The sequence below is a fragment of the Micromonospora sp. NPDC023888 genome (genome assembly GCF_040639415.1).
Lineage (GTDB): Bacteria > Actinomycetota > Actinomycetes > Mycobacteriales > Micromonosporaceae > Micromonospora.
This window is the reverse complement of the sequence record NZ_JBEZZW010000011.1, coordinates 36,625-62,421: the sequence shown is the minus strand read 5'-3', so window position 1 is coordinate 62,421 and position 25,797 is coordinate 36,625. Positions and strand designations below refer to the sequence as shown.

The window sequence follows — 25,797 nt, the reverse complement described above, 5'->3', positions numbered from 1 at the left end:
CCGTGCCCAATCGGCGACGAATGCTGCCTGTCGGGTGGGCGAAATGCCGACACGGACGATGGCTAGGGAAGATCATTGGACCCGGACCCGGCACAACCGAGACTGATAAGCCGTGTCAAACGTCCATAGTCGTTGGCGACGGTTGTGCAGGTCAGCCCGGCGATCCCTCCAATAGGAGATGATCTATCGAGACCGAAGGTGTAAGGGGTTCAGATACCCGAGGAATCCTGCTCTGGATCGTCATCCGCACCGCCGCTAGCGTTGCCTCCGTGACGAGTGAGGTCGAGCCGGAGGTGCAGCGGCTGCGGGACCAGGCGCTGACGAGCGTTGGTCGGTCCTCTGGTCGTACGCCGATCCGGTCCGCGCTCTACCACCTGACGCGAGGTCGGGTGGATAGGCGCCCGCGCTATACCCTCGGCCAGCTTCCAACACTGGGAACACCTTGGCAAGGCACCGTCTCCGGTCGGTACTTCGGTTGGCGCTGTAGGGAGGCGAACTTGAACGGCCAGTTCGCCTTCGCGGTCGAGTACATCGTGTGCCAGTACTGCCGAGCAGTATGGGTGGACAAGCCGTATACCGCTGAGGAGTACCAACGGCAGGGACTTGCCTCAACCGCCTTGAGGGCGCTTCGGGAAGAGAACCCGGGGATGAGCTGGTTCACGGGTAGTGGACACATGAGAGACGCGAACGCCTTTTGGATCGCTGTCGGCACGGGTGTTTCTGGCGGATACAAGCAACGCGAGTTGTGCGAGCACATCGACAGGCACGGGGGATTGAAGCCGCGCTGGCTGCTCAGGCGGCAGCGGCGACAGCCTGCGTGATCGCCGGTTCTGTGGCTGATCAACTGAGCTTCCGGGCGGTCGGGGCTAGACGGATTGCCGCACCAAGATCATGCCGTTGCCAGGGCGTGTAAGGTGGACCAGTGGCGACAGAGGTTGACCAACGTTGACTGTCTGCGTCCCAGGTCGGGAAGCGTGAAGCCCGCCTTGGCCGTCCCTGCCGTCCATCGAGATCAATACGGCTGGAAGTAGCCGCATCCCGGGTGGCTGGAACCCCAGGTGGGCACTCCATCGGCGTGGGAGTGATCTCGCGGGGGCCGCTGGTCTCCCGGCGAACGTCGAAGCGTACGCAGACGTGGTAGGACATCTCCTCGTCGGCCAGCCAGCCCTCGGATGCGTGGCCCACCATCATCACCTCGACCGTGGCCAGCAGGCCCACCCCACGCTCGTCTGGATCGTGGACCGAAGAGGCGAGGCGTTCGCCTCCGGTTTCGGCGACGAGCCTGTCGAGTACGGACTGGTTGCTCTTCCAGCCCTTCAGGCTGTGTGAGTCGGTCGCCCACGGCTCGGTCTCGTGGGCGACCTGTTCGGCCCTCTGCAAGACCGAGTCCCGAGCCCTGTCGTGGCCCGACGGGGCACATCCAGCGGAAGGCAGCACGACGAGGCAGGCCAGCAGCGCGCCAACGCCTGTCCGCCCCCAGCGGGCCGGATCGAGTGCCCGCCGACTGTCGATGATGTGTCGCGACATGCCGCTAGAACATCGTTGATTCGGTCGGCGCGCATCCGTCCCGGTACTCAGGGCGGGCCGCTGGTGGTTATTTCTCCAGAACCCTGCCTACCAGGACGAGGCCAGCCATTCCGATCGCCACGAGCGCGCTCGATGTCACCAAGAGTCTGACGGCGATCTTCCAATGCTGCCGGAAGGGATAGTAGGCGGCTCCGACAAGTCCGGCGAGGACAAGTACGACCATGGGGATCAGGCGTAACTCATCCGGGCCCTCGATGGCTATCCCGAACACGCCGATAAAACCAAAGAAGATCGCGACGTTGGCGACCGCGGAGCGGAAGTTGGCGTAGGCACTCTCCTGGAGGTCGGCGATCGCACCTCGGATGTCCCGCTCCGCCTGCGCCCGCTCCTTAACGGACATCGGCCTGCGCGGCTTGCCCAGACCCTTGTTGCTCCCCGCGGCCATGCGACGACGGTAACAACCACCGGTCGATCCGGGCTGCCCGAATGCCGGCCAGCCGTGTCGCAGCACCTCAATGTGCACAAGGGCTGGGCCTGGTCGTTGACCCGTCGGTGGGAACCGCCGTGTCTCGGGGACGGCAGGCTCGGCGCGGCTACCGAACAGCCTTCAGCGCGTCGCGGAACTCTGCGGTGGCGTGCTCACGGGGGTGGCGGCGCTGAAGCTCGACGTCGACCTCTCCGGCGACGAGCAGCAGCGAGGGCAGGGAGCGGCGAGTAGCGGTGAATGCTGCCACCCCCTGCTCGACGGCCCGGTCCAGCTCGCCGGCGCGCAGGGCTGTGACGGCGAGAGTGAGTCGGGCTTCGGCCGTCCGCATGGGCGACCGATCGACGCCGTCCGGTCCGGTGCCGAGACGCAGAACCTCGTTGGCATAGTGCTCGGCGAGAACGTCGTGTTCGGCGAGTCGGTAGGCGTCCATCGCGTAGAACAGCCATTTGCCGGGATCGACTTCGAAGTGGTTGTCGGGCCGATCGGGCGCGCCCAGGTCGTCGAGGAACTGCCGGCCTCGATCGAGCGCCGTTCGCGCACCGTGGAGGTCGCCGAGCCGGGCCAACGCCTTGGCTTCCTGCGCGATCAGTTGCACCCCCACCCGCTGCCGTCCGGCAGCTTCTTGCCCGGCCCGAGCGGCGGTCAGCGCCGCTTCGTGCCGGGACTGGGTGAGTGCGATCCAGGCCGTCATCTCCCACGCCCAGCCGGTGATGTCCGCGTGGTCGGCTTCGTCGCCGAGCTGTCGGGCAGCAGTGCGGGTGGCCTCGGCGCTGGCGCGCATGCCGAGGTCGTACTCGACACAGCCGATCAGCAGTGCCAGCCAGCCCGCGCACACCAGTAATTCGCGGTGCTGTCGTAGCCCAGTGGGTCGCTGTAGCAGCCGCACGACCTCACGCAGCCAACCCTGGCCTTCGGCGCGGAGTTCCGCAGCGTCGCGCCACCCGTATTGGCAGGACAGCTCGGTCACGGTCGCGTGCAACGTCTCGATGGTGGCGGGGGCGGTGTCGCTGGCATGCATCCGACGTAACAGCTCGACGGTTTCCGACGGTCGGCTGTCGGCAGCGGCAGCGGCATCCAGGGCGGCGCAGGCGATCAGCTCGCCGCGGGTGCCGAGCACCTCGTCGATCCGACGGGTGAGGTCTTCGCCCGGGCGGCGACGGCCGTTCTCAAGCCGGGAGAGATGCCCCTTGTCAGCGGGCAGCAACTCGGCAAGGGCGGCAAGGCTCAGCCCGCGCGCTTCCCGCGCTGTCCGCATACGGGCGCCGAACGTTGGCATGTCTCGCGCCTCCCGCCGAGGTTGCCGGGTTGCCGGTGCGGGCTGGCAACGCGCAACCCGTCGACCGATGTGAGCGTACCGCCGCAGGGTGTACCGGACGAGCACGCGCAGTGACCGGCGGGAGGCGTGGTGACAGTTCGGGAAACGTTCAAGCGCTGGTGGCGCAGACGGTATCTCGTCCAGTTGACGAGACCGGAGCAGCGACCTACTACCCACAGCGGTCCGGCGCGCATCGGATCACGAAGCGGGACGGCAGTGTCGACCAGCGGGGCGGCTCTGTGATGGCCGGCGTGCCCGAGATGGCACGTGTGAGCAAGGCTGAGCGGTTGGTGTCAGCACTGGATCGCCGGATGAAAGGGGAGCATCTGCCGCGCCGGCCGCAATGGCAGTGTCAGATGTGCGCGCCGGAGGCACCCTGGCCGTGCCATCCCGCGCGGGTGCGGCTGGCCGAGGCGTACGCGCGTGACCGCATCGGCCTCTCCATGTATGTCGGTGGCCTGCTCTTCATCGTCGCCGCCGAGTTGCCCGACGTGGCACCGGCGGAGCTGTACGAGCGGTTCGTGGCATGGACGCGCTGATGGGCCGCGTCCACCGGGGTGACGAGGGCATGCATTACTCCGACTGGTCGCGGCGAGGCGGCGATGAAATCTCCATAGGATGTTTCGGCAGGCCCACCGACGACTGTCGACTGGTCCTCCCGTCGTAGTGAAGGGCGTTTCCCATGGTGAACAGAAGCGACGTCGAGGCGGCCGCCGCGCTGGTGCAGGGGCGGGTGCGGGAAACCCCGGTCATCGCCGTCGATGGTGCCGACCTGGGGGTGCCCGGCCAGCTCAGCCTCAAGCTGGAGTTGCACCAGCACACGGGTTCGTTCAAGCCGCGTGGCGCGTTCAACCGGATGCTTCAGGGGGCGCTGCCGACGGCCGGGGTGATCGCCGCCTCGGGTGGCAACCATGGCCTCGCCGTCGCCTACGCGGCCCGGTCGTTGGGCGTGCCGGCGGAGGTCTTCGTGCCGGTGACGTCCTCGCCGGTGAAGGTGCAGCGGTTGGCGGGGTTGGGCGCGCAGGTGCGTCAGGTCGGTCAGCACTACGCCGAGGCGTTGGCGGCGAGCACCCAGCGGGCCGGGGAGACCGGCGCGTTGGTCGTGCACGCGTACGACCAGCCGGAGGTGGTGGCCGGTCAGGGCACCGTCGGCCGGGAGTTGGAGCGGCAGGTGGACGGGATCGACACCGTGCTGGTGGCGGTCGGCGGCGGGGGCCTGGTGTCCGGCATCGCCAGTTGGTTCGACGGGTCGGTACGCGTCGTCGCCGTCGAACCCGAGCGGATCCCCACCCTGCACTCGGCGTTGAAGGCGGGTCGGCCGGTCGACATCGAGGTGGGCGGGATCGCCACGGACTCGCTGGGTGCCCGGCGGATCGGCGAGATCGCCTTCGACACCGCCCGCCGGACCGGCGTGGTCTCCGTGCTGGTCCGGGACGAGGACCTGGTGCGGGCGCGCCGGCTGCTCTGGTCGGAGCTGAGGGTCGCCGCCGAGTTCGGTGGTGCCGCTGCGCTGGCCGCGCTCGTCGGCGGCGCGTACGTGCCGCAGGCGGGGGAGCGGGTGGCGGTGATCGTCTGCGGCGGCAACACCGACCCGAGTGACCTGGGTCCCGCCGCGCCGCACTGACCTGGTCCGGCGGGAAACAATCCCCGCCGGACCATCGGCGTGTCCGTCAGAGGGGATACGTGCGGGCGACCGCCAGCATCTCGGAGCTGTGCGACCCGACGACCCCGACGTCCGGCGGCCGGGGGCGGAAGCCGGGCAGCCCGTCCAGACCGTCACTGGCGTCCATGGCTCGCAGCGCCACCTGCCCGGCGATGGGCCGCAGGGTCAGCGTGACCTCGATGCCCTCGGCGGGCGGGGCGTGGAACACCAGCCCGAAGCCCCACCTGCCCTCGCGGGGCTCCACCGGCACCGACCGCCCGGCCACCTCGGCCCGCAGCACGGTGGCGGTCGACGTGTCGACGTGCAGGGTGGCGAGCCGGGCCGCTCGCTGCGGGGTGAGCCGCAGCCGCAGTGTGCGTTCGCCGCCAGCGGTGGCCTCGGCCACCACCTCCAGCTTCGGCGCCGGCAGATTCGCCGACTGTGCCGGCCCGGCCCGCAGCTCACCGTCGCCGAGCCCGGGGAAGTCGTCGCCGACGTCGGCAGTCCCGTCCACGTAGCCGTCCGTCCACGACTGCGGGTCACTCTCGTGGCTGAGCCAACGGGCCTGGCCGGTGCCGGCGTCCATCGCGTACATCAGGTGGGTGGGCGCGGGGTGGGCGGCGTCGAACCGGTCGACGCCCAGCCCGACCCCGGCGAGCACCACAGCCGCCACGGCGGCGGCTGCCGTGGGCAGCACGCCGAGCCGGCGGGCCCGCAACGCCCGCAGGCCGCGCTGGCCGCCGGCCTGCGGGTGCAGCAGGTCGACCACCGGCAGGGCGGTCAGGCCGAGCAACACCGCGACCAGCGCGGCGACCCCGCCCACGCCCATCCCCAGCGCGGGAAAGAGCAGCACCACGGTGGGCAGCAGGATGACCACACCGACGGCCGCGGCGGCGGTCACCGCCACCACCGGCCACGGCCCGGTCTGCCGGGTCCGCAGCGCGACCAGCCCGCCGAGGGCGCCGGCCAGCGCCGGCAGTGTGGTGAGGTACGCCCCACCGGGCACTGCCACGGCGAGCAGCACCCCGAGCAGGGCCAGCCAGGCCAACCCGCCCACGGCGAGCGCGGCCGGACCGATCCGGCGGCGCAGCAGCGCGTACCAGGCGAACACGACGGCGGCGGCCAGCGCCACGACTGCCAACCGGTACCAGATCGGGCGGTACGGGTCGAGCAGCTCCGCGTACCCCGGTCGGATCGTGGTGATGGCCAGCCAGAGCAGTTGCGCGGCGGCCGGCGCGACAACGATCGGCACCAGGGCCAGCCCGAAGCCGGCGGCCAGCCGGCCGGTGCTGGCCCGGCCGCGCCGACGGACCAGCCAGCCCAGCGCGGCCACCGCCGCGACCGCGAGCAGCGCCAGCGGCAGGGTGAGCGTGCCCGGGTAGCGGACCAGGCCGCCGGGGACCGGGAAGTACGTCGTGTCGTGCCCGGAGCGCAGGTCGGTCAGGTCGGTGCGGCCGAACTCCCGGGCCAGGCCCAGCGCGTTGTCCCCGTGCTGCTGGAGGCTGCCCCGGTCCATGGCCGCCGGCGTGTCCAGCGGTGTGTGGTAGATCGCGCCGCCGTCGATGTACGCCGAGTTCAACCCGACGAACTTCTGGTCCAGGAACGCGGTGAAGTCGGTGTCGTTGGGCAGCGCCCGGTAGATCTCCACAGCGAACGAGGTGCCCACCGGGTGCGGCGCAGCCCGGCCGAAGACGTCCACCAGCTTCGCGTTGTTCCGGGACGTCTCGAACATGATCACCGGGCCGGTGGAGCCCCGCGCCTCCAGGTTGAGCACCACCCCGCCGTCCGCGGCCAGCGGGTGGCTGGCGGCGAACGCGGACGCGCCGCAGAGGCACGCCTCCTCCGCGTCGGTCAACACGAAGACGATGTCGTTGCGGGGCCGTGGGCCGGTGGTGAGCGCGCGGGCCACCTCCAGGATGGCCGAGGTGCCGGCCGCGTCATCGTTGCCACCCGGACCGGTCTGCACCGAGTCGTAGTGGGCGACCAGGAAGACCCGGCCGGTCGAGTCGGTGCCGGGCAGTCGGGCCACCACGTTGCGGACCCGGGCCACTGTCGCCCCGCCCGCCGCGCCGCTGAGCTGCCCGGCCTCCGGGGCCACAGTGTCCTGCACCTCGGTCTCCAGGCCCAGCCCGCGCAACTGCTGCTCGACGTGCGCGCGGACCTGGTCGTTGGCCGGGCTGCCGGCGACGTGCGACCGGGCGGCGATCACCTGGACGTCCTCGTACGCCCGGCCGGCGCTGAACTCGCCCACCGGCGCGTCCGCCGGCTTCGGCGACGGCGTGCGCAGGTCGAGCAGGCTGCCGGCGCCGACGGCGGCAAGGGCAACCAGCGCCGCCGCGGCGGCCACGAGCCGCCGGTGCGGCCGGGTCAGCGCACGATCCGCAGGGGGTACGCCCGGAGTCGGACGGGCCGGCGTGCCCGTCGTGGCCGGGGTGGGGGGTGCGCCCACGGAAACTCCTCGGGGGGTGGTGGGGCCTGGGGTGGCACCATCCTGCACCGGGGACGTCCCGGATGGCATGGCCGGTACGGCCCCGCACCGATCACCCGCGTGGTTTGTCCCTCGGCGGGCAGTGATGCGGCCCATCCGAGCCCGTGCCGTGGGCATCGTGTTGTGTGCGACCGTTGTCTAATACAGGATCAGCAGGGCACTCGGAAGGAGCCCGACATCACCAGCGAACTCCCGCGTCTCGCGGCGGTGACCCGGCCGCACCGGGGGTCCGGCTCGGCCGGGTCCCCAGTCGTGCCGTACCCGCACGGTGGCCTGGCGCGGCACGCCAACCTGCCGCCGGGTGAACGGTTGCGGGTTCTGCTGGTGGAGGACGACGAGGGCGACGCCTTCCTGGTCGGTGAGCTGCTCGCCGAGACCAACTCGATGATCGACCTGCTGGTCGCCACCAGCCTGCGGGAGGCGCGGCAGCGGATCAACGACGTCGACTGCGTCCTGCTCGACCTGGGCCTGCCCGACGCGCAGGGCCTGGACGGGCTGCGTCAGGTGCTGGAGATGTCCAGCGGCGCCGCGGTCTGCGTGCTCACCGGCCGCTCGGACGAGCACCTGGGTGTCGTGGCGGTCGCCGAGGGCGCCCAGGACTACCTGGTCAAGGGTCAGGTCGACGGGGTGCTGCTGACCCGGGCGCTGCGCTACGCGGTGGAGCGCAAGCGCGCCGACGAGAACGCCCGCCGGCTGCGCGAGGTCGAGCTGCGGCAGGCCGAGTCCGCCCGCCTCGAACGTGGTCTGCTGCCCCAACCCCTGATGACGACCGACCAGGTGGCGGTGCACACCTTCTACCGCCCCGGTCGGCACGCCGCGCTGATCGGCGGGGACTTCTTCGACGTGGTGCAGACCCGTCCGGACCGTCTCGACCTGATCGTCGGCGACGTCTGCGGGCACGGGGTGGACGAGGCCGCGCTCGGCGTCGAGCTGCGGGTGGCCTGGCGGGCCCTGGTGCTCGCCGGCGTGCCTGACGACGAGGTGCTGCCCGCTCTGGAGCAGGTGCTGATGAGTGAGCGCCGCCTTCAGGAGATCTTCGCGACGGTGGCCACCGCCAGGCTGGACCTGGACGCCAACCGGGCCACCGTCCGACTCGCCGGGCACCCGCCGCCGCTGCTGCTCGCCGGCGGTCGGGTCGCCCCGGTGCCCGCGCCCGGCGGCCGACTGCTGGGCGTACGACCCCGCCGGCCGATCGCCTACGACCTGGAGTTCGACACCGATGACTGGTCCCTGCTGATGTACACCGACGGCCTCATCGAGGGGCGGGTGGGAGAGGGCAACGATCGCCTCGACGTGCCGGGGTTGAGCGGGCTGCTCGACGAGCCGGAAAACCGTTCGGTGTCGCTGCCCGAGCTGCCGGCCTGGCTGGTCGGCCGGGCCGAACGCCTCAACGGTGGTCCGCTCTCCGACGACGTGGCCATGCTGCTGGTGACCCGGGGTGGTGGCCGGTGAAGCCGGTGGTCGGCGGCTGGAGTCTGCGCCGCCGGGTCATCACGCTGCTCACCGTCGTGGGGGTGCTGCTGATCGCCCTGGCCGGCGCGGAGGCGGCGATGGCCGCCCGCAACCGCACCCAGATCGACGCCGTCCTGAACGAGACCGGGCCACTGCGGGTGCAGTCCCAGGAGCTGCTCAACGCGCTGCTCGACCAGGAGACGGCGATCCGCGGGTACGCGGTGAGCGGTGACCCGGACGACCTGAACCCCTACCGGGAGGGGCTGGCCCAGGAGAAGAGCGTCACCGTCTCGATGCGGGCACTGCTCGACGACTATCCGCAGATCAGCCAGGAGCTGCGGATCGTCGAGGAGCGCATCACGGCGTGGCGGCAGTCGGTGGCCGAGCCGGTGATCACCACCACCGAGCAGAGCGGCACCAGCGCGGGCCAGGCACTTGTCACCGAACAGGCCCGGCAGCAGTTCGACGGGGTACGCACCGCTGTGAACGACCTCCAGGGGGAGGTCCTGGCCGCCCGGGAGCAGACCGCCGACAACGTACGCACCAGCAGCAACGTGCTTGTCGTGCTGCTGATCGTCGCCGCCCTGGTGGTGGTCGTGGCCGGCGCGGTGCTGCTGCTCTCGCTGGACCGGATGGTGGTCCGGCCGCTGACCGGCCTGGCCACCCAGGTCCGCGAGGTCGCCGAAGGTGACTACCAGCACCGCATCGCCACCACCGGCCCGCCGGAGTTCATCCAGCTCGGTGACGACGTGGACGCGATGCGCCAGAAGATCGCCGCCGACCTGGCCGAGGTGCGGGCTGCCCGCGAGCGGATCGAGTGGGTCAACAGCCAGCTCCAGAAGCAGGCCGAGGAGTTGACCCGCTCCAACCGTGACCTGGAGCAGTTCGCGTACGTGGCGTCGCACGACCTGCAGGAGCCGCTGCGCAAGGTGGCGAGTTTCTGCCAGTTGCTCCAGCGCCGCTACGCCGGGCAGCTCGACGAGCGGGCCGATCAGTACATCGCCTTCGCGGTGGACGGCGCACAGCGCATGCAGCGCCTGATCAACGATTTGCTCGCGTTCTCCCGGATCGGCCGGCTCACCACCGGCTTCGTCGAGGTCGACCTGAACAAGGTGATGGGTGACGTGGCCGGCCAGACCGAGGCCGCGCGGCAGTACGCCGACGCCGAGCTGACCTGGACCGATCTGCCGGTGATCTCCGGTGAGGAACCGCTGCTCACCAACCTGCTGGCCAACCTGGTCAGCAACTCGATCAAGTTCCGCCGGGCGGACGTGCCGCCCAAGGTGCACGTCTCGGCCCGGTTGGTGGACGGCGAGTGGGAGATCACCTGCCAGGACAACGGCATCGGGATCGAGCCGGAGTTCGCCGACAAGATCTTCGTGATCTTCCAACGGTTGCACTCGAAGGACGCGTACCCGGGCACCGGCATCGGGTTGGCCATCGTCAAGAAGATCGTCGAATATCACGGCGGTCGGGTCTGGGTGGACACCGACGTGCCGGAGGGCACGGCGATCCGGTTCACCCTGCCGGCGCTTCCAGCGGACCTGGAGGCGGCTGCCGCCGCCGACTCGTCGGAGCAACCGGAGGCCCTGTCGGCGGGCGACGCCACGCCCTCGAACGAGACTCCGGCAGCGCCGGCCGAGCAGTCCGGCGGCCCGGACCAGCCGGACCGGGCCGACGAGTCGCCGGAAAGCGGTAGAACGGGTGACATGAGGGAGACGGTGGGATGACCGCGCCGGCGGATGGCAAGAGCCCGATCGAGGTTCTGCTTGTCGAGGACGATCCGGGTGACGTGCTGATGACCCAGGAGGCGTTCGAGGAGCACAAGCTGCGCAACCGGCTGACCGTCGTCTCCGACGGCGCCGAGGCGCTCGCCTACCTGCGCCGGGAGGGCCAGTACGCGGACGCGGTGGCGCCCGACCTGATCCTGCTCGACCTCAACCTGCCGAGGCGCGACGGCCGGGAGGTGCTGGAAGAGATCAAGAACGACCCGGAACTACGTCGGATCCCGGTGGTGGTGCTCACCACCTCGCAGGCCGACGAGGACATCCTGCGCAGCTACCAGTTGCACGCCAACGCCTACGTGACCAAGCCGGTGGACTTCGAGCGCTTCATCTCGGTGGTCCGCCAGATCGACGAGTTCTTCGTCAGCGTGGTCAAGCTGCCGCCGCGTGGCTGACACCCTGCTCGACGACGTTGGCGACCTGCTGCGGGAGGCCGCCGACCAGGTCGTGCTGCCGTTGTTCCGCAAGCTCGACGACGCCGACGTGTCGGAGAAGGCGCCCGGTGAGGTGGTCACCGTCGCCGACCGCCGGGCCGAGGAGCTGCTCTCGGCGGGGTTGCGCCGGCTGCGGCCCGGTTCGAAGGTGGTCGGTGAGGAGGGTGTCGCCGACGACCCGGAGTTGCTGCGGCACCTGCGCGACGCCGGTGACGTCTGGCTTGTCGACCCGGTCGACGGCACCGCCAACTTCGCTGCCGGTCGCCGGCCGTTCGCCCTGATGGTGTCGTTGCTGACCGACGGGCAACCGGTCGCCGGCTGGATCCTCGACCCGCTGGCCGATACCCTCGCCGCGGGCTGGGTGGACGAGGGCACCCTGCTCAACGGCCGGCCGGTGGCCGGCACCATCTCGGTGCCGCCGCGCGGCGAGCTGCGCGGCGCGGCGATGACCCGGTTCCTGCCACCGGAGACCCGCGACCGGGTCCGCGCCGGTGGTCGGCAGCTCGGTGAGCTGCTGCCCGGTCAGCACTGCGCCGGCCGGGAGTATCTGGACATCCTCACCGGCGAGCAGCAGTTCGTCCTCTTCTGGCGCACCCTGCCCTGGGATCACGCCCCAGGCACCGTGCTGGTCCGCGCGGCCGGTGGTGTCGCCCGCCGGTTCGACGGCGTCGACTACCACCCCGCCGACGACGGCCGCGGTCTGCTCGTCGCCGTGAACGAGCAGGTCTGGACCGAGGTGCGCGACGCCCTTCTCGCCCCCTGATCCGCGCACTGCGCGACGGTGCCGGAACACTGCGTCGACATCGGGGCGTCCCGGGCGTCAGGGGGCTGGTCACCGGCCCACAGTCCGGTATCGTGACCGGCGTTCTCCGCCAGCAGGCCGCCGACCGGCGCCGGCGGGGACGCCGCCCCGCAGTTGTTCACCGGGGGCCGGCGGTCGACGGAAGGACGCTTTCGTGCCCAGGACCAGGCTCGACCCGCGGCTCGGTCGCCGCACCCTGCTCACTCTGCTCGCCGCCGTCGCGCTGGTGCTCGGCGGTGCCGCCGTCTCCGCGTACGCCGAGCCCGGTGAGGGTGGCAGCAAGAAGCTGCAGGACGCGTTGGAGCTGACCGCCAAGGGGCACATCGAGGCCAAGGCCAAGCTGGACAACTCCAAGCGCCGCCAGACGGCTTTGACAGGCGAGTTGACGGCGATCGAGGGTCGCATGGGTGGGCTGACGGCCCAGGTGGGCGAGGTCGCCGCACAGTCCTACCGGATCGGCCGGCTCGGCCCGGCGTCGATGCTGCTCAACACCGCCACCCCGCAGGCGTTCCTGGAACGGGCCAGCGACCTCGACCTGATGGCCCAGCGGGACAGCAAGCGGCTGCGTGATCTCGTCGAAGCCCGGCAGCAGGCGCAACAGGCCAAGGTCGCCATCGACGCCGAGGTCCGCGAGCAGCAGAAGCAGCTCGCCGTGATGGCGAAGAAGAAGAAGGAGGCCGAGGCGGCGCTCGCCGAGGTCAGCTCGGGCAGCAGCAACGGTTTCAGCGGGGGCAGTTCCGCCTCGGCGAAGCCCGCCCCGCGTAACTCCGACGGGTCCTGGCCGTCGGAGTCCTGCTCCGTGAAGGACCCGACCACCTCCGGCTGCATCACCCCGCGCACCCTCAACGCGCTGAAGCAGACCCAGGCGGCCGGCTACAAGCGGCACGTCTCCTGTAAGCGCGAGGGTGGCGGCGGCGAACACCCGAAGGGTCGGGCCTGCGACTTCGCCGCCGCGACGAACGGCTTCGAGGATCGCAACGCGACAGGCGGCGACAAGGCGTACGGCGACAGCCTGGCCGCCTGGCATGTGCGCAACGCCGACCGACTGGGTGTGCTCTACGTGATCTGGTACCGGCAGATCTGGCATCCCGGCACCGGGTGGCGGTCGTACAGCGGCAGCGGCAGTCCTGCCGCATCCCACACGAACCATGTTCATCTCTCGATGTACTGACCCGAAGCACCGGCTTCGCTGCGTACCATCGCGACGATGAGTTCCCCACCGTCCGACGTAGCGGCCCCGCCGGCCTCCCCGGCCCCGCCCGTGCCGGTCACCGGCCGGGCGTTGCCCAACGGCCTGGCCGCCTTCCTGGTCTTCTTCTCCAGCGGCGCCGTGCTGGTGCTGGAGACCGTCGCGCTGCGCCTGGTCGGCCCCTACGTCGGGGTGACCCTCCAGGTGACCAGCTCGGTCATCGGCATCGCGCTGGCCGCCATCGCCTACGGGGCGTGGACCGGCGGCTGGCTGGCCGACCGGCGCAACCCGCGTGCCCTGCTGGCACCGGCGTTGGTGCTGGCCGGCATCGCCACCGCGATCACCCTGCCCATCGTCCGGTACGCAGGTGAGGTGCTGCGCGGTGGCGCGGCGAGCGCGATCCTGCTGCTGGTGGCACTTGCCGTGTTCGTCCCGGCCGCGCTGCTTGCCGCGGTCACCCCGTTGGTCGTGAAGCTCCAGTTGGCCGACCTGCGCCGTACCGGCCAGGTGGTCGGTCGACTCTCCGGGATCGGCACCCTGGGCGGCATCACCGCCACCCTGCTCACCGGCTTCGTGCTGGTCGCCGCGCTGCGCAGCACTGTCATCCTGCTCACCCTCGCGGTGGCACTCGGGCTGGTCGGCATCGGCCTGGGCTGGTATCTGCGCCGGCAGGAGCCCACCGAACTGCCCGGTCCGGCCCGGACCCGGGCCGCGCTGGCCGTGCTCGGCCTGGTCGGGGCCGGCCTCAGCACCGTGGCACCGAACCCGTGCGACATCGAAACGGCGTACCACTGCGCCCGGGTCACCACCGACCCGTCCCGGCCCACCGGCCGGACGCTGCTGCTCAACTCGGCCCAGCACTCGTATGTGGACCTCGCCGACCCGAAACACCTGGAGTACGCGTACACGAAGTGGATCGGCGCGGTCGCCGACGTCGCCGCGCCGGCCGGTCAACGGCTGGACGCGCTGCACCTGGGCGGCGGCGGATTCACAGTGCCGCGCTACCTGACCGCCACCCGGCCGGGCACCGACAACGTGGTGTTCGAGATCGACGGCGGGCTTGTCGAGTTGGGCGAGCAGGAGCTTGGCGTACGGACCGGGCCGGAGCTGCGGGCGGTGGTGGGCGACGCCCGGATGCTTGTCGGCGGCGAGCCGACGGACAGCCGCGACCTGGTGGTCGGTGACGCGTTCGGTCACCTGGTGGTGCCCTGGCACCTGTCCACCCGGGAGATGGCGGCCGAGATCCGCCGGGTGACCCGCCCCGGCGGGGTGTACGTGCAGAACGTCATCGACTACCCGCCGCTGCGGTTCATCCGCGCCGAACTGGCCACGGTGGCCGCCGAGTTCCGGCACGTCGCGTTGATCGCGCCGCCGGAGGCGCTCGCCGAGGAGCAGGGTTCCAACTTCCTCATCGTCGGCTCCGACGCGCCACTGCCGCTGGACGCCGTCCGCACCCGGCTGAGCGAAGTTGATCCCAAGGTCAGCCTGCTGTCCGGCGCAGCGCTCACCGATTTCGTCGGCGCGGCCCTGGTGTTGACCGACGACTACGCCCCGGTGGACCAACTGCTGGCGACCGCCTGAACGGGTGACAACTCTGACCGATTCCGATACTCCAGGTGTAGGCCGGTTGATCCTGGGCAACAACGGTCACCATGGGTGGTGGGGATCGAAACGGCGCGCAGCTCCTCGATGAGCGGTACCGACTGATCGAGCAGCTCGGCGCGGGCGGCATGTCTGTGGTGTGGCGCGGCTACGACGAGGTGCTCGGCCGTCAGGTCGCGGTGAAGGTGCTGGCCTCCCGGCTGGCCAGCGACCGGGCGTTCCGCCACCGGATCCGGATCGAGGCGCAGGCCGCGGCCCGCCTCTGCCACCCCAACATCACCAACGTGTACGACTACGGCGAGTCCGAGCAGGTCGGTCTGACCGTGCCGTACGTGGTGATGGAGCTGGTCGACGGCACCTCGCTCGCCGGTCGGCTGGGCCGACAGAGCCAGTTGCCCTGGCGGGAGGCGGTCACGATCGGCGCGGAGGTCAGCTCGGCGCTGACCACCGCGCACGCCCGCGGCGTGGTGCACCGCGACGTCACCCCGGGCAACGTCATGCTCACGTCGACCGGGGTCAAGGTCGTCGACTTCGGCATCTCCGCGCTGGTGGGGGAGAGCGAGAAGGGGCCGGACGGCGCGCTGCTCGGCACTCCCGCGTACCTCGCCCCGGAACGGCTGGACAACGGCCAGGTGTCCCCGGCCACCGACGTGTACGCCGTCGGGCTGCTGCTCTACCGGATGCTCACCGGCCGGCTGCCGTGGCGCGCCACCACGACCACCCAGATGTTGCGCGCGCACATGTACAACGACCCGGAGCCGATGCCCGCCGTCGAGGGGCTGCCCGACGAGGTGACCGACCTGGTGGGACGCTGCCTGGCGAAGCGGCCCGCCGACCGACCGGCCACCGCCGAGGTGGCCCGGATCCTCGCCGACGCGGCAGGCATGCTCGCGGCGGTGCCCGTCTCCCCGGCCGGTGGACCCCTGGACCCGGCCCTGCTGGGCAGTGTGGGTACCACGATCCTGCCCTGGTCGGCGGCGACCGACGCGTTGCCGCTGTCGCGTACCCGGGACCGGGACCGGCGAGCCCGGCAGCGGGTGACCCGGCGTCGACGGGTGGAGGCCGGGGTGGCCGCCGTCGGGCTGATCGCGGTCACCGGGGCGATGTGGGGGTTCACCTCACGCAGCCCCGCCAGCGGCGAGGGCCGGCCGACGACCGAGGCCCGGATGGGTCTGCCGGCGAAGGTGCCGTGCGAGGTGGCGTACGCGCTGCGCGCGGACTCCGGCACCGACTTCGCCGCGGACCTGACCCTCACCAACACCGGTGACCAGGAGTTGCGGGACTGGGCGATGAGCTTCAGCTTCCCCGGTCAGCAGACGGTGACGAAGTCCGAACCCGCGCCGGTGTACCAGCAGGGGAGCACCGTGGTGATCCGGCCGGCTGACCAGCGCAACACGCTGGCACCAGGTGCCGCCGAGAAGCTCACCCTCAGCGGGACGTACAACGGGGCGAACCCGCTGCCCGTGGAGTTCCGGCTCGGCGACGTGGCCTGTGGCGTGCGCGTCTCCGGGGTCGCCGGCAGTACGCCGTCCACGGCGCCGGCGACCACGGCGGTGACCCCGCCCAAGGCCCCGCCGAAGAAGGCGACGGCACCCAGCGGCTCCGGCGGTGGCGCGCCGAAGGTGAAGCCCCCGAAGGGGCCTGCGAAGCCTGTCCACGGCAAGGGGCCGGGTGGTCCGGGAAAAGGGTGAAAGCCCCGCAGGGGCACCACGGCGGGCCGAATAAGTGACGGTCAGCGTCGTCCCGCGAACCGTTGCACCTGGTCGATGCCACCCTCCACCACCAGCAGCCCACCCTGGGCCAGCGCGGTGTCGTCCGAGGCGTACCGGAAACGCTCACCGGGCACCTTCGCGCCGATCACCCGGACCCCGGACCGCTCCTCCGGACGCAGGTCGAGCAGGGTGCGCCCGACGAGCGACTCCGGCACCCGGACGGTGGCGATCGCGAAGTCGTCGTCGAACTCGATGAAGTCGAGCAGCCGGCTGACGATCAGGTGCGCCACCCGGTCGCCGGTCTCCGCCTCCGGGAAGATCACGTGATGTGCGCCCACCGACGACAGGATCTTGGCGTGTTTCTGCGAGGTGGCACGTGCCCAGATCTGCGGCACACCCAGCTCGACCAACGCCAGCACGGTGAGGACGCTCGCCTCCACCGACGCCCCGATGGCCACCACCGCCCGGTCGAAGCCGGTGACGCCGAGCTGCCGCAGCGCACCCTCCTCGGTCGCGTCGGCCTGGACCACCCGGTCGAGCTCGTCCGAGAAGCGTTGCACCTGATCCGGGTTGCGGTCGACGGCCAGCACCTCGCGGTCCATCCGGGTGAGCGACGCCGCGAGATGGCAGCCGAAACGACCCAACCCGATCACCACGATGCCGCCGCCGTCCGATCGTCTCGCCGACACCTCGACCTCCTCAACTAGCCGACAATTGGTTGTTCCTGGGGGTAGCGGTAGAGCTTGCGCCGGGTGTTCAGGGCGATCGCCGACCCGAGGGTGAGCGGCCCGACCCGGCCGATGAACATCAGCACGGTCAGCACCAGTTGACCGCTGGCCGGCAGTTCGCTGGCGAGACCGACGGTCAGCCCGGTGGTGCTGAACGCGGAGGTGACCTCGAACAGGGCCGCGACGAACCGCACGCCCTCGGTGAGCAGCAGCAGGAGCATGGTCCCGGCCGTGACCAGCGCGACGCTGAGCAGGGCCACCGTCACCGCCTGCCGCTGGCTCGCCGTGGCCACCCGGCGGTGCCCGACCGTCACGTCGGGCTCGCCGCGCAACTCCGCCCAGATGGTGAACGCGAGCAGGAAGAACGTGGACACCTTGATGCCCCCGGCCGTGCTGGCGCTGCCGCCGCCGATGAACATCAGCACGATCAGCAGCGGGTAGCTCTCCTCCTGAAGTTCGGCGATGTTCAGCACGTTGAAACCGCCGGTGCGGCTCAACGCGATCTGTGTGAACGACGCGAGCACCTTGCCTGCGGCGTCGTACGAGCCGATGGTGCTGGCGTTTGTCCACTCGGCGGCGAGCAGGCCGACGAAGCCGAGCAGCAGCAGGGCGACGCTGCCCCAGATGGTCAGTTTGGTGGCCACACCCCATCCCGCCGGCCTGCGCCATTCCCGGACGGCCTCGAACAGGGCGGGAAACCCGAGGCCGCCGACGATGGCCCCGAACGCCAGCGGCAGCGACACCCACGGATCGTGGTCGAAGGCCAGCAGGCCGTCGGTGTAGAGCGCGAAGCCTCCGTTGTTGAACGCCTGGACGGCGTGGAACACACCCGACCAGAGGGCCCGCCCGGGTGGGTAGTCGTACGCCCACCAGAGCCGGCCGGCGACCAGGGCGGTCATCACGGCCTCGCAGGCGAAGACGGTGATCGCGATCCGGCGCAGCAGCCGGCCCACGTCACCGATGCCGAACTCCGCCGTCTCGGCCTGCACCAGCAGCCGATTGCGCAGGCCGAGTTGGCGCGAGACCACCAGGATGACAAGCGCCGCGGCGGTGAGGATGCCGAGCCCTCCGAGCTGGGTCAGCAGGGTGATCACCAGCAGTCCCCAACCGGACCAGTAGTTGGGGGTGTCGGTGATCGCCATGCCGGTGACCGACACCGCCGAGGTGGCCGTGAAGAGCGCCGTGACCAGCGGCGGGCGCTGGTGATCGGTGGTCGCCCACCGTGCCATGAGCAGCCCGGCACCGAGCAGGATCGGCACCAGGAAGGCGAACGGCACCAGCCGCACGGGGTTGCGGAAGAACCGGCGCACCAGACAATCTTCCTTTTCCGCCCATCACCAGGCGGGGGAACGCCCATTCCGGAGGTTCACCTCCCGGCCAGCCATCGACCAACTGCCGGTCAACCCGGGGCGGTCTGCTGAAGCGGCTTTCCCCCGACGACAGGAGACGGCGATGCGACGCACCCTTCCGACCCTCGGCCTGGCCGGCGTGCTGCTCGCCGCCGCCGTGGCCGTGCCCACCATGGCCGAAGCCGGCCCGACGACCGACGGGGACCGCTCCCGGGCGCACGACCAGCCCATCGTGATCGCTCACCGGGGCGCCAGCGGCTACCGGCCGGAGCACACGTTGGAGGCGTACCGGTTGGCGATCCGGATGGGCGCCGACTACATCGAGCCGGACCTCGTCGCGACCTCCGACGGGGTGCTTGTCGCCCGGCACGAGAACGAGATCTCCGGCACCACCGACGTGTCCGCGCACCCGGAGTTCGCGGCCCGCAAGGCGACGAAGACAATCGACGGCGTCGCGGTGACCGGTTGGTTCACCGAGGACTTCACCCTGGCCGAGTTGAAGACGCTGCGGGCCAAGGAGCGACTGCCGCAGGTCCGGGTGGCGAACGCCGCCTTCGACGGCCGCTTCGAGGTGCCCACCCTCCAGGAGGTCATCGACCTGGCCCGAGCCGAGGGACGGGCACGGGGCCGCACCATCGGCATCTACCCGGAGACCAAGCACCCGACCTACTTCGCGTCGATCGGCCTGCCGCTGGAGGAACCGCTGCTGCGGGTGCTGCGGCAGAACAAGCTGGACCGGAAGAACTCACCGGTCTTCATCCAGTCGTTCGAGACGGCCAACCTGCGCCGGCTGAGCAGGCTGACCGACGTCAAGCTGGTCCAACTGCTCGACGCCACCGGCCGCCCCTACGACTTCACCGTCGCCGGCGACACCCGCAGCTACCAGGACCTGACCACGCCGACCGGGCTGAAGTGGATCGCCGGGTACGCCGACGGCATCGGGGCGAACAAGAACCTCATCGTGCCCCGGGACGCCGCCGGCGCCCTGCTCACCCCCACAAACGTGGTACGCGACGCGCACCGCGAGCGGCTGCTGGTGCACTCCTGGACGTTCCGCGCGGAGAACCAGTTCCTCCCCGTGGACTTCCGGATCGGCGCCGACCCGAACGCGCGCGGCGACATCACCGCCGAGTACGAACTCTTCCTCGGCCTGGGCCTGGACGGCGTCTTCAGCGACCACCCGGACACCGCCGTCGCCGCCCGCGCCGGCCTCTGATCCGGCCTCGCCGGCGCCTGTCCCTACCGAATCTCGGCCCGGAGCTGATCCGCTCCGAGCCGACCGCCGGGCCGATCACGCCCGGCCCACCCGCTGGCCCGTCGTCCGCCACCCGGACGGCGGGCCAGCGACACGTCCGGTCGACCAGGCGCCCGCCGAGGTGCCGCCCACTTGCCGGCACGGGCGCGGGCATCACCTCGCGGACGCTATGGAGCTGATGCCGTAAACGAATCGCCCCGCCTACGCCCGCCTACGCCCGCTGAGCACGATCTTGAACGGATCGGCGCACTCCGGCGGCAACTTCACCGATGTTGCTGTCTCGCCGCCGCTTGAGGCAGCAACATCGGGGAAGTTGCGCAGATCTTGACCGCTGGGAGTCCCGGGACGCGCTCCGGTGGAGGGCTACCGGCCGGGCTGCTCGGCGACGTAGGTGCCGCGGCCGGGCTGACCGGTGATCAGCTCACGGTCGTGGAGCAGTGAGAGCGCCCGCGAGGCGGTGTTCATGTGCACGGCGTAGCTCTCGGCGAGTTCCCGAGTGGACGGCAGCTTGTCGCCCGGCTTCAGCTCACCGCTCTTGATCTTCGCGGCGATCTCGTTGGCGATGCGACGATATGGGGCTTCTGCGGTGGGCATGGTGAGGACTCCGGTCGGTTCGGCGTCTTCGATCATGCCGGCCTACACCAGTTACTGCAACAGGCTGTGGTGCCACTGCTTCGCATCGTCGACCTACACAAGTATTTGGTGTAGGTTGCTGATGTCCGGCTCCGGTTGGTTCGGCAAACCTCGGGGTGTGGGCGTGAGATGGGTTCCGCGTTCGTACCGCCGACGAGGGCTGCGGGCGTGGAGCCGGGCGGTCCGGTGGCGTCCCCTACCCGCACACCGGACCGCCCACCAGGCCAACGAAAAACCGACGAGCAGGCCGACGAGACGAGGGTGGTGGTCGTGGGCATGGAGCGGGAACGGTTCGTGGTGCATCTGCCGGTGGTCGCGGAGGACCTTCCGGGCGCGCTGCGGTTCGCTCGGGCTGTCACCCGGGCTCTGGGTTTCCTCGCCGACGTGGACCGGGCCGAGACGACGGTGTCCGAGGAGGACGCGCAGGGCGTACGACATCGGGTTTTCTGTGACGGCCTGCTCGGCGGCCGTCGGCGGTGCCCGCGCCCGGCGGCCCACGACGGACCCTGCGGTTGACCGAGCGGCGCGGGTGGCGCGGGGCGACACACCGGTCGGGTGGTCCGTGGGGGTTTGGGCCATCGGGCGCGGAGGGCTCCCGGGTGGTGGTGCGGCCCGCTGTAACCCCCGGCCACCTCATTCCCGTTACTTGTGTGTTTCCGCCACATAGCTCGTGGGTGACGTCACTTCTAGCGTGAGCCGACAACACAGCATCCTGTCCTCACCCTGGAGTCGCGATGACGGTCCGGCACACGCGGCGGGCGTTCCTCTCCGCCGCCACGATGATGGCTGCGGCACTGGCCGCCACGGCCTGTGGTAGCCCGCAGGACACCGCCACCGGCGGCGGCGACAACGCCGCGCCGGTCAAGGTCGGTCTGGTGTACTCCCAGTCGGGAGCCCTGGCCAGCTACGGAAAGCAGTACGTCGAGGGGTTCAAGGCGGGGCTGGACTTCGCCACCAAGGGCACCGGCAAGGTCGGTGACCGCAAGATCGAGCTGACCGAGGTCGACGACGCGGGTGACCCGGCCAAGGCGGTCTCCGCCGCGAAGGACCTGATCGGCAAGGGCACGAAGATCATCGCCGGTTCCACCGCCTCCGGGGTGGCGCTTCAGGTCGCGCCGATCGCGGCGCAGAACAAGGTCCTGTTCATCTCCGGACCGGCCGCCACCGACGCGGTGACCGGCGCGAACAAGTACACGTTCCGGTCTGGTCGGCAGTCCTACCAGGACGTGGTGACCGCCAAGTCGTTCATCGGCGACCCGGCCGGCAAGAAGGTCGTGGTCTTCGCCCAGGACGGTGCGTTCGGCGACGCCAACGAGGCGGCCGTGAAGGCCGTCATCGGCGGCGCGGGTGCCACCGTGAGCAGCGTCCGGGCCCCGGCCAGCGCCACCGAGTTCACCCCGTTCGCCAGCCAGATTAAGGCAGCCAAGCCGGACCTGCTCTTCGTGGCCTGGGCCGGCACCACCGCCCCGGCGATGTGGCAGAGCCTCGACCAGCAGGGCGTGCTCTCGTCCACCACTGTCGTCACCGGCCTGGACATCCGCTCGTCCTGGCCCACCTTCGGCGCGGCCGGCTCGAAGATCTCCTTCCTGTCGCACTACTTCGACGGTGCCAGCGACACCGAGGCCAGCAAGGCGCTGAAGGCCAAGGTCAGCACCATCGACCTGTTCCACCCGGACGGCTTCGCCGCCGCCCAGATGGTGGTCCGTGCGGTGCAGGAGGGTGGCGACGACGTCGACAAGATGGTCACCGCCCTGGAGGGCTGGAGCTTCGACGGGGTCAAGGGCAAGATGACCATCCGGGCCGCCGACCACGCGCTGCTCCAGCCGATGTTCCAGGCCAAGCTGACCGGCAGCGGCACCGCGTTCACGGCCACCGCGCAGAAGAGCCTCACCGGTGACGAGACCGCGCCACCGGCCGTGGCCATGAAGGGCTGAGCCATGCTCGCCACCCGCGGTCTGACCTGGCGGATCGGTGAGGTCGCCATCGTCGACAGCGTCTACCTCGACCTCGCGCCCGGGGAGTTCCTGGGCGTGATCGGGCCGAACGGTGCCGGCAAGACCTCACTGTTCAACCTGATCACCGGCCTGCGCCGGGCCACGGAGGGCCGGATCGTCCTGGACGGGCAGGACATCGGTGGGCTCGCGCCGCACCGGCGGGCCCGCCTCGGGTTGGGCCGTACCTTCCAGGCGTCGTCGGTCTTCGGCTCGCTCAGCGTGCGGGAGAACGTCCGGCTCGCCGTGCAGGCGCACCGCGGGGGCTCGATGGCACTGTGGCGGCGGGCGGCGGCCGACCGGGAGGTCGCCGCCGCCGCAGACACGGCGCTCGACCGGGTCGGCCTCGCCCACCGGGGTACGGCACTCGCCGGCACCCTGGCCCACGGCGAGAAGCGCAAGTTGGAGATCGCCCTGCTGCTCGCCGGTGAACCGCGGGTGATGCTGCTTGACGAACCGATGGCCGGGGTCAGCGCCGAGGACATCCCCGAGCTGGTGGCCGTCATCAAGTCGCTCACCGGTGACAGCGGCCGGGCGGTGCTGATGGTCGAGCACCACATGGACGTCATCCTGGAACTGGCCGACCGGATCGCCGTCATGCACCACGGCGCGCTGCTGGCCTGCGACACCCCGGAGACGGTGATGGCCAACCCCACGGTGCAAGAGGCCTACCTGGGGGAGTCGCTCTGATGGAACCGATCCTCACGGTGGAGGACCTGTCGGTCCGGATCTCCGGGCTGCACATCCTCCAGGGAGTGTCCTTCGCGGTCGCCCCGACCGGCGTGACAGTCCTGCTCGGCCGCAACGGTGTCGGCAAGACCACCACACTGCGCGCGATCGTCGGCCTCACCCCGCCCGCCGGCGAGGTGCGCGGCACCATCCGGATGGGCGCGCAGAGCCTGCTGGCCCAGCCCACGCACCGGCTGGTCCGCGGTGGGCTCGGCTACGTGCCCGAGGACCGCTGCGTCTTCGCCGGCCTCACCGTCGCCGAGAACCTGCGGCTCGCCGAACGGCGCGGCACCAGCCCGGCGTACGACAAGGTTTTCGCGCTCTTCCCGGAGCTGGACCGGCGCGGACGGCAACGGGCCGGCTCGCTCTCCGGCGGGCAGCAGCAGATGCTCGCCATCGGGCGGGTGCTGCTCAACGACAACCGGCTGCTGCTGATCGACGAGCCGACCAAGGGGTTGGCACCGAAGGTGGTGACCGAGGTGGCCGAGGTGCTGGAACGGGTCGCGGAGTCGGTGCCGGTGCTGCTCGTCGAGCAGAACCTGGCAGTGGTACGCCGGCTGGCCCGCGACGCGGTGGTGCTGGCCGCCGGCAGGGTGGCCTGGACCGGCGACGCCGGTGAGCTGCTGCTGGAGACGGCGCTTACCAAGTCGTTGCTTGGTGTCGGCTCGGCGGAGGTGAACCACTGATGGGCACCGTGATCCTGTTGACGTTGACCGGGCTCGGCCTGGCGGCGCTGTACTTCCTGGTCGCGTCCGGCCTGTCCCTGGTCTTCGGCCTGGCCGACGTGCTCAACTTCGCGCACGGGCTGTTCCTCGGCGTCGGCGCGTACGGCACCTGGTGGGCGGCGGGCAACCTGCCGGGCGCGGGCTCCGACGGGTTCGGCTTCGTGCTCGCGGTCGCCTTCGGGGTGGCCGCCGGCACGCTTGTCGCCGTCCTGGTCGAGCTGGTGCTGATCCGCCCGCTCTACTCCCGCACCATCGAGCAGGTGCTCGTCACCGTCGGCCTGTCCCTGGCCGGGGTGGCGTTGTTGCAGGCCACCTGGGGTGCCGACGCCCGGCCGTTTCCGCGTCCGGACTGGACCCGGCAGGTGACCGGCATCCTGGGCGCGCAGGTGCCAAACGGCGGCCTGCTGCTGATCATCGCGGCGGTGCTGGTGCTCGGCGCGATCCTGGCGTTCCTGCGCTGGACCCGCTACGGCCTGGTGATCCGGGCCGGGGTGGAGAACCGGGAGATGGTGACCGCGCTCGGCATCGACGTGCGCAAGGCGTTCACGCTCGTCTTCGCCATCGGTGGGGCGGCCGCCGCGCTCGCCGGGGCGCTCGGCGGGGTCTACTTCGGCACCGTCTCGCCCGGCCAGGGCAGCTCACTGCTGATCTTCGCGTTCATCGTGGTGGTGATCGGCGGGATGGGCTCGGTGGTCGGCTCCGCGTACGCGGCGGTCGTGGTCGGGCTGGTGCAGCAGTTCGTCAACTACTACGGCACGTCCGGGCTCGGCGACATCTGCGTGGTCGGGCTGCTGGCCGTGGTGCTGCTGCTGCGCCCGCAGGGCATCGCCGGAAAGGTGGCAACGGCATGACGCTCATCGAGGCAGCACCGGCACCGGCACCCACCTCACCGCGACCGGGGCGGGGGCACCGGGTGCGCCCGTTCCTGCCGCTGGTAGCGGTGGTCGTGCTGGCGATCCTGCCGTACTCGACGATCTCCCTGCCGGGGATCTTCGAGGGGCCGCTCAACTCGCCCGGCACCCTGCAACTGCTCGCCATCTGCCTGATCTTCGGCGGGCTGGCCGCCGGGTACGACCTGCTCTTCGGCCGGACCGGCATGCTCTCCTTCGGGCACGCGCTGTACTTCGCCGCCGGCGTGTACGGCACCGACATCCTCGTCACCCGGGCCGGGCTGCCGCTGTGGCAGGCGGCGCTGCTGACCGTCACCGGCGGCACGATCCTCGCCGCGCTGCTCGGCGCGGTGGCGCTGCGGACCGTGGGCATCGCGTTCGCCATGGTCACCCTCGCGTTCGCCCAGGTCGGGGCGATCCTGGTGGCCCGGGACTTCGGCGGGCTCACCGGCGGCGAGGAGGGCCTCCCGCTGGACGTGTCCGGGCTGCCCGCCGGCCTGGTGGGGGTGACCAACACCGTCAACCTGTACTGGCTGGCGCTCGCGTACCTGACGCTCGTGGTCTTCGTGGTGCACCGGGTGAGCGGGTCACCTACCGGTCGGGTGCTCGCCGGGCTCCGCGACGACGAGCGGCGGATCGGCGTGCTCGGGCTGGACCCGTACCGCTACAAGCTTGTGGCGTTCACCCTGGCCGGCGGGCTCGCGTCGGCGGGTGGGGTGGTCTACGTCCTGATCGTCGGCGGCGCGTCGCCGCACATCACGTCCTCCGAGCTGACCCTGTCGCTGCTGGTCATGGTGGTGCTCGGTGGGCCGGGCACCCGGTGGGGGCCGGTGCTCGGCGGTGTCCTCTACATGTACCTGGACCACCGGCTCACGGCGTTCGGCACGAGCGACGCGGTGGACAACCTGCCGGCCGTGCTGAGCCACCCGCTGAGCCAGCCCCTGTTCGTCCTGGGCACGGTCTTCATCCTGGCCGTCTACTTCTTCCCCGGCGGCCTGACCAGCCTCGCCCCTCGCCTGGCCCACCTGACCCGCTCCCTCCGCCCCCCACGCTGACCGCACCG

At 71.0% G+C, this 25,797-nt stretch carries 22 protein-coding genes; 16 read left to right on the top strand and 6 right to left on the bottom strand.

Going from position 1 to position 25,797, the window contains the following annotated elements:
• Window positions 1–1,594: 1,594 nt before the first annotated feature.
• Both AB0F61_RS12530 and AB0F61_RS12525 read right to left on the bottom strand, forming a co-directional pair.
• Window positions 1,595–1,972, bottom strand: coding sequence for a hypothetical protein (locus AB0F61_RS12530; protein WP_357807768.1), 378 nt, complete (start codon window positions 1,970–1,972; stop codon window positions 1,595–1,597).
• 148 nt (window positions 1,973–2,120) lie between these two features.
• The gene (locus tag AB0F61_RS12525) at window positions 2,121–3,290 is read right to left on the bottom strand and encodes a helix-turn-helix domain-containing protein (RefSeq protein WP_357807765.1); all 1,170 of its coding nucleotides are present in this window, start codon (window positions 3,288–3,290) and stop codon (window positions 2,121–2,123) included.
• A 350-nt stretch (window positions 3,291–3,640) separates the two neighbouring features.
• Between AB0F61_RS12525 and AB0F61_RS12520 the strand changes: the two genes are divergently transcribed.
• On the top strand, window positions 3,641–3,868 hold the full coding sequence (locus AB0F61_RS12520; RefSeq protein ID WP_357807762.1) for a hypothetical protein: 228 nt from the start codon (window positions 3,641–3,643) through the stop codon (window positions 3,866–3,868).
• A 143-nt stretch (window positions 3,869–4,011) separates the two neighbouring features.
• On the top strand, window positions 4,012–4,953 hold the full coding sequence (locus AB0F61_RS12515; RefSeq protein ID WP_357807759.1) for a threonine/serine dehydratase: 942 nt from the start codon (window positions 4,012–4,014) through the stop codon (window positions 4,951–4,953).
• Between the two features lie 46 nt (window positions 4,954–4,999).
• Here AB0F61_RS12515 and AB0F61_RS12510 read toward each other — a convergent pair whose 3' ends face one another.
• A complete protein-coding gene (locus AB0F61_RS12510) occupies window positions 5,000–7,318 on the bottom strand; it encodes a M28 family peptidase (protein ID WP_357808117.1) in 2,319 nt (772 codons plus the stop codon).
• Window positions 7,319–7,711: 393 nt separating this feature from the next.
• On the opposite strand from AB0F61_RS12510, the gene AB0F61_RS12505 reads away from it, so the two are divergent.
• From AB0F61_RS12505 to AB0F61_RS12475, 7 genes are all read left to right on the top strand, one after another.
• Entirely contained in the window at window positions 7,712–8,911 is a 1,200-nt protein-coding gene (locus AB0F61_RS12505) for a fused response regulator/phosphatase (protein WP_357807756.1), read from the top strand.
• Window positions 8,908–10,641, top strand: a complete 1,734-nt coding sequence (locus AB0F61_RS12500) for an ATP-binding protein (RefSeq protein ID WP_357807753.1) — start codon at window positions 8,908–8,910, stop codon at window positions 10,639–10,641. Before AB0F61_RS12505 ends, AB0F61_RS12500 begins: the two co-directional genes overlap by 4 nt.
• Window positions 10,638–11,090, top strand: coding sequence for a response regulator (locus AB0F61_RS12495; RefSeq protein WP_007465485.1), 453 nt, complete (start codon window positions 10,638–10,640; stop codon window positions 11,088–11,090). The genes AB0F61_RS12500 and AB0F61_RS12495 overlap by 4 nt, the downstream gene beginning before the upstream one ends.
• Window positions 11,083–11,892, top strand: coding sequence for an inositol monophosphatase (locus AB0F61_RS12490; RefSeq protein ID WP_357807748.1), 810 nt, complete (start codon window positions 11,083–11,085; stop codon window positions 11,890–11,892). The genes AB0F61_RS12495 and AB0F61_RS12490 overlap by 8 nt, the downstream gene beginning before the upstream one ends.
• 193 nt (window positions 11,893–12,085) lie before the next feature.
• Complete coding sequence (locus AB0F61_RS12485; RefSeq protein ID WP_357807746.1) at window positions 12,086–13,102, top strand: hypothetical protein; 1,017 nt, start codon at window positions 12,086–12,088, stop codon at window positions 13,100–13,102.
• Between the two features lie 36 nt (window positions 13,103–13,138).
• Window positions 13,139–14,701, top strand: a complete 1,563-nt coding sequence (locus tag AB0F61_RS12480; protein WP_357807743.1) for a fused MFS/spermidine synthase — start codon at window positions 13,139–13,141, stop codon at window positions 14,699–14,701.
• 71 nt (window positions 14,702–14,772) lie between these two features.
• Window positions 14,773–16,413: a serine/threonine-protein kinase gene (locus AB0F61_RS12475; protein WP_357807740.1), complete on the top strand. Its 1,641-nt coding sequence runs from the start codon at window positions 14,773–14,775 to the stop codon at window positions 16,411–16,413.
• Window positions 16,414–16,454: 41 nt separating this feature from the next.
• Here the strand turns inward: AB0F61_RS12475 and AB0F61_RS12470 are convergent, their stop codons facing one another.
• On the bottom strand, window positions 16,455–17,123 hold the full coding sequence (locus tag AB0F61_RS12470; protein WP_357807737.1) for a TrkA family potassium uptake protein: 669 nt from the start codon (window positions 17,121–17,123) through the stop codon (window positions 16,455–16,457).
• Between the two features lie 14 nt (window positions 17,124–17,137).
• Window positions 17,138–18,472, bottom strand: coding sequence for a potassium transporter TrkG (locus AB0F61_RS12465; RefSeq protein WP_357807734.1), 1,335 nt, complete (start codon window positions 18,470–18,472; stop codon window positions 17,138–17,140).
• 142 nt (window positions 18,473–18,614) lie between these two features.
• On the opposite strand from AB0F61_RS12465, the gene AB0F61_RS12460 reads away from it, so the two are divergent.
• The gene (locus AB0F61_RS12460) at window positions 18,615–19,727 is read left to right on the top strand and encodes a glycerophosphodiester phosphodiesterase (RefSeq protein ID WP_357807732.1); all 1,113 of its coding nucleotides are present in this window, start codon (window positions 18,615–18,617) and stop codon (window positions 19,725–19,727) included.
• A 402-nt stretch (window positions 19,728–20,129) separates the two neighbouring features.
• On the opposite strand, the gene AB0F61_RS12455 is transcribed toward AB0F61_RS12460, so the two are convergent.
• Window positions 20,130–20,360 carry a winged helix-turn-helix domain-containing protein gene (locus AB0F61_RS12455; RefSeq protein WP_357808114.1) on the bottom strand — a complete coding sequence of 77 codons (231 nt, stop codon included), beginning with the start codon at window positions 20,358–20,360 and terminating at the stop codon, window positions 20,130–20,132.
• A 315-nt stretch (window positions 20,361–20,675) separates the two neighbouring features.
• Here AB0F61_RS12455 and AB0F61_RS12450 point away from each other — a divergent pair, with 315 nt between their 5' ends.
• The 6 genes from AB0F61_RS12450 to AB0F61_RS12425 all read left to right on the top strand — a co-directional run bounded on the left by AB0F61_RS12450 (window position 20,676) and on the right by AB0F61_RS12425 (window position 25,789).
• Window positions 20,676–20,915 carry a hypothetical protein gene (locus AB0F61_RS12450; RefSeq protein ID WP_357808111.1) on the top strand — a complete coding sequence of 80 codons (240 nt, stop codon included), beginning with the start codon at window positions 20,676–20,678 and terminating at the stop codon, window positions 20,913–20,915.
• A 218-nt stretch (window positions 20,916–21,133) separates the two neighbouring features.
• Window positions 21,134–22,333, top strand: a complete 1,200-nt coding sequence (locus AB0F61_RS12445; protein WP_357807729.1) for a substrate-binding domain-containing protein — start codon at window positions 21,134–21,136, stop codon at window positions 22,331–22,333.
• Between the two features lie 3 nt (window positions 22,334–22,336).
• Window positions 22,337–23,080, top strand: a complete 744-nt coding sequence (locus tag AB0F61_RS12440) for an ABC transporter ATP-binding protein (RefSeq protein ID WP_357807726.1) — start codon at window positions 22,337–22,339, stop codon at window positions 23,078–23,080.
• A complete protein-coding gene (locus AB0F61_RS12435; protein ID WP_357807723.1) occupies window positions 23,080–23,805 on the top strand; it encodes an ABC transporter ATP-binding protein in 726 nt (241 codons plus the stop codon). The genes AB0F61_RS12440 and AB0F61_RS12435 overlap by 1 nt, the downstream gene beginning before the upstream one ends.
• Window positions 23,805–24,695 carry a branched-chain amino acid ABC transporter permease gene (locus AB0F61_RS12430; RefSeq protein ID WP_357807720.1) on the top strand — a complete coding sequence of 297 codons (891 nt, stop codon included), beginning with the start codon at window positions 23,805–23,807 and terminating at the stop codon, window positions 24,693–24,695. Before AB0F61_RS12435 ends, AB0F61_RS12430 begins: the two co-directional genes overlap by 1 nt.
• A complete protein-coding gene (locus AB0F61_RS12425) occupies window positions 24,692–25,789 on the top strand; it encodes a branched-chain amino acid ABC transporter permease (protein WP_357807717.1) in 1,098 nt (365 codons plus the stop codon). The genes AB0F61_RS12430 and AB0F61_RS12425 overlap by 4 nt, the downstream gene beginning before the upstream one ends.
• The last annotated feature ends 8 nt before the right edge of the window (window positions 25,790–25,797 follow it).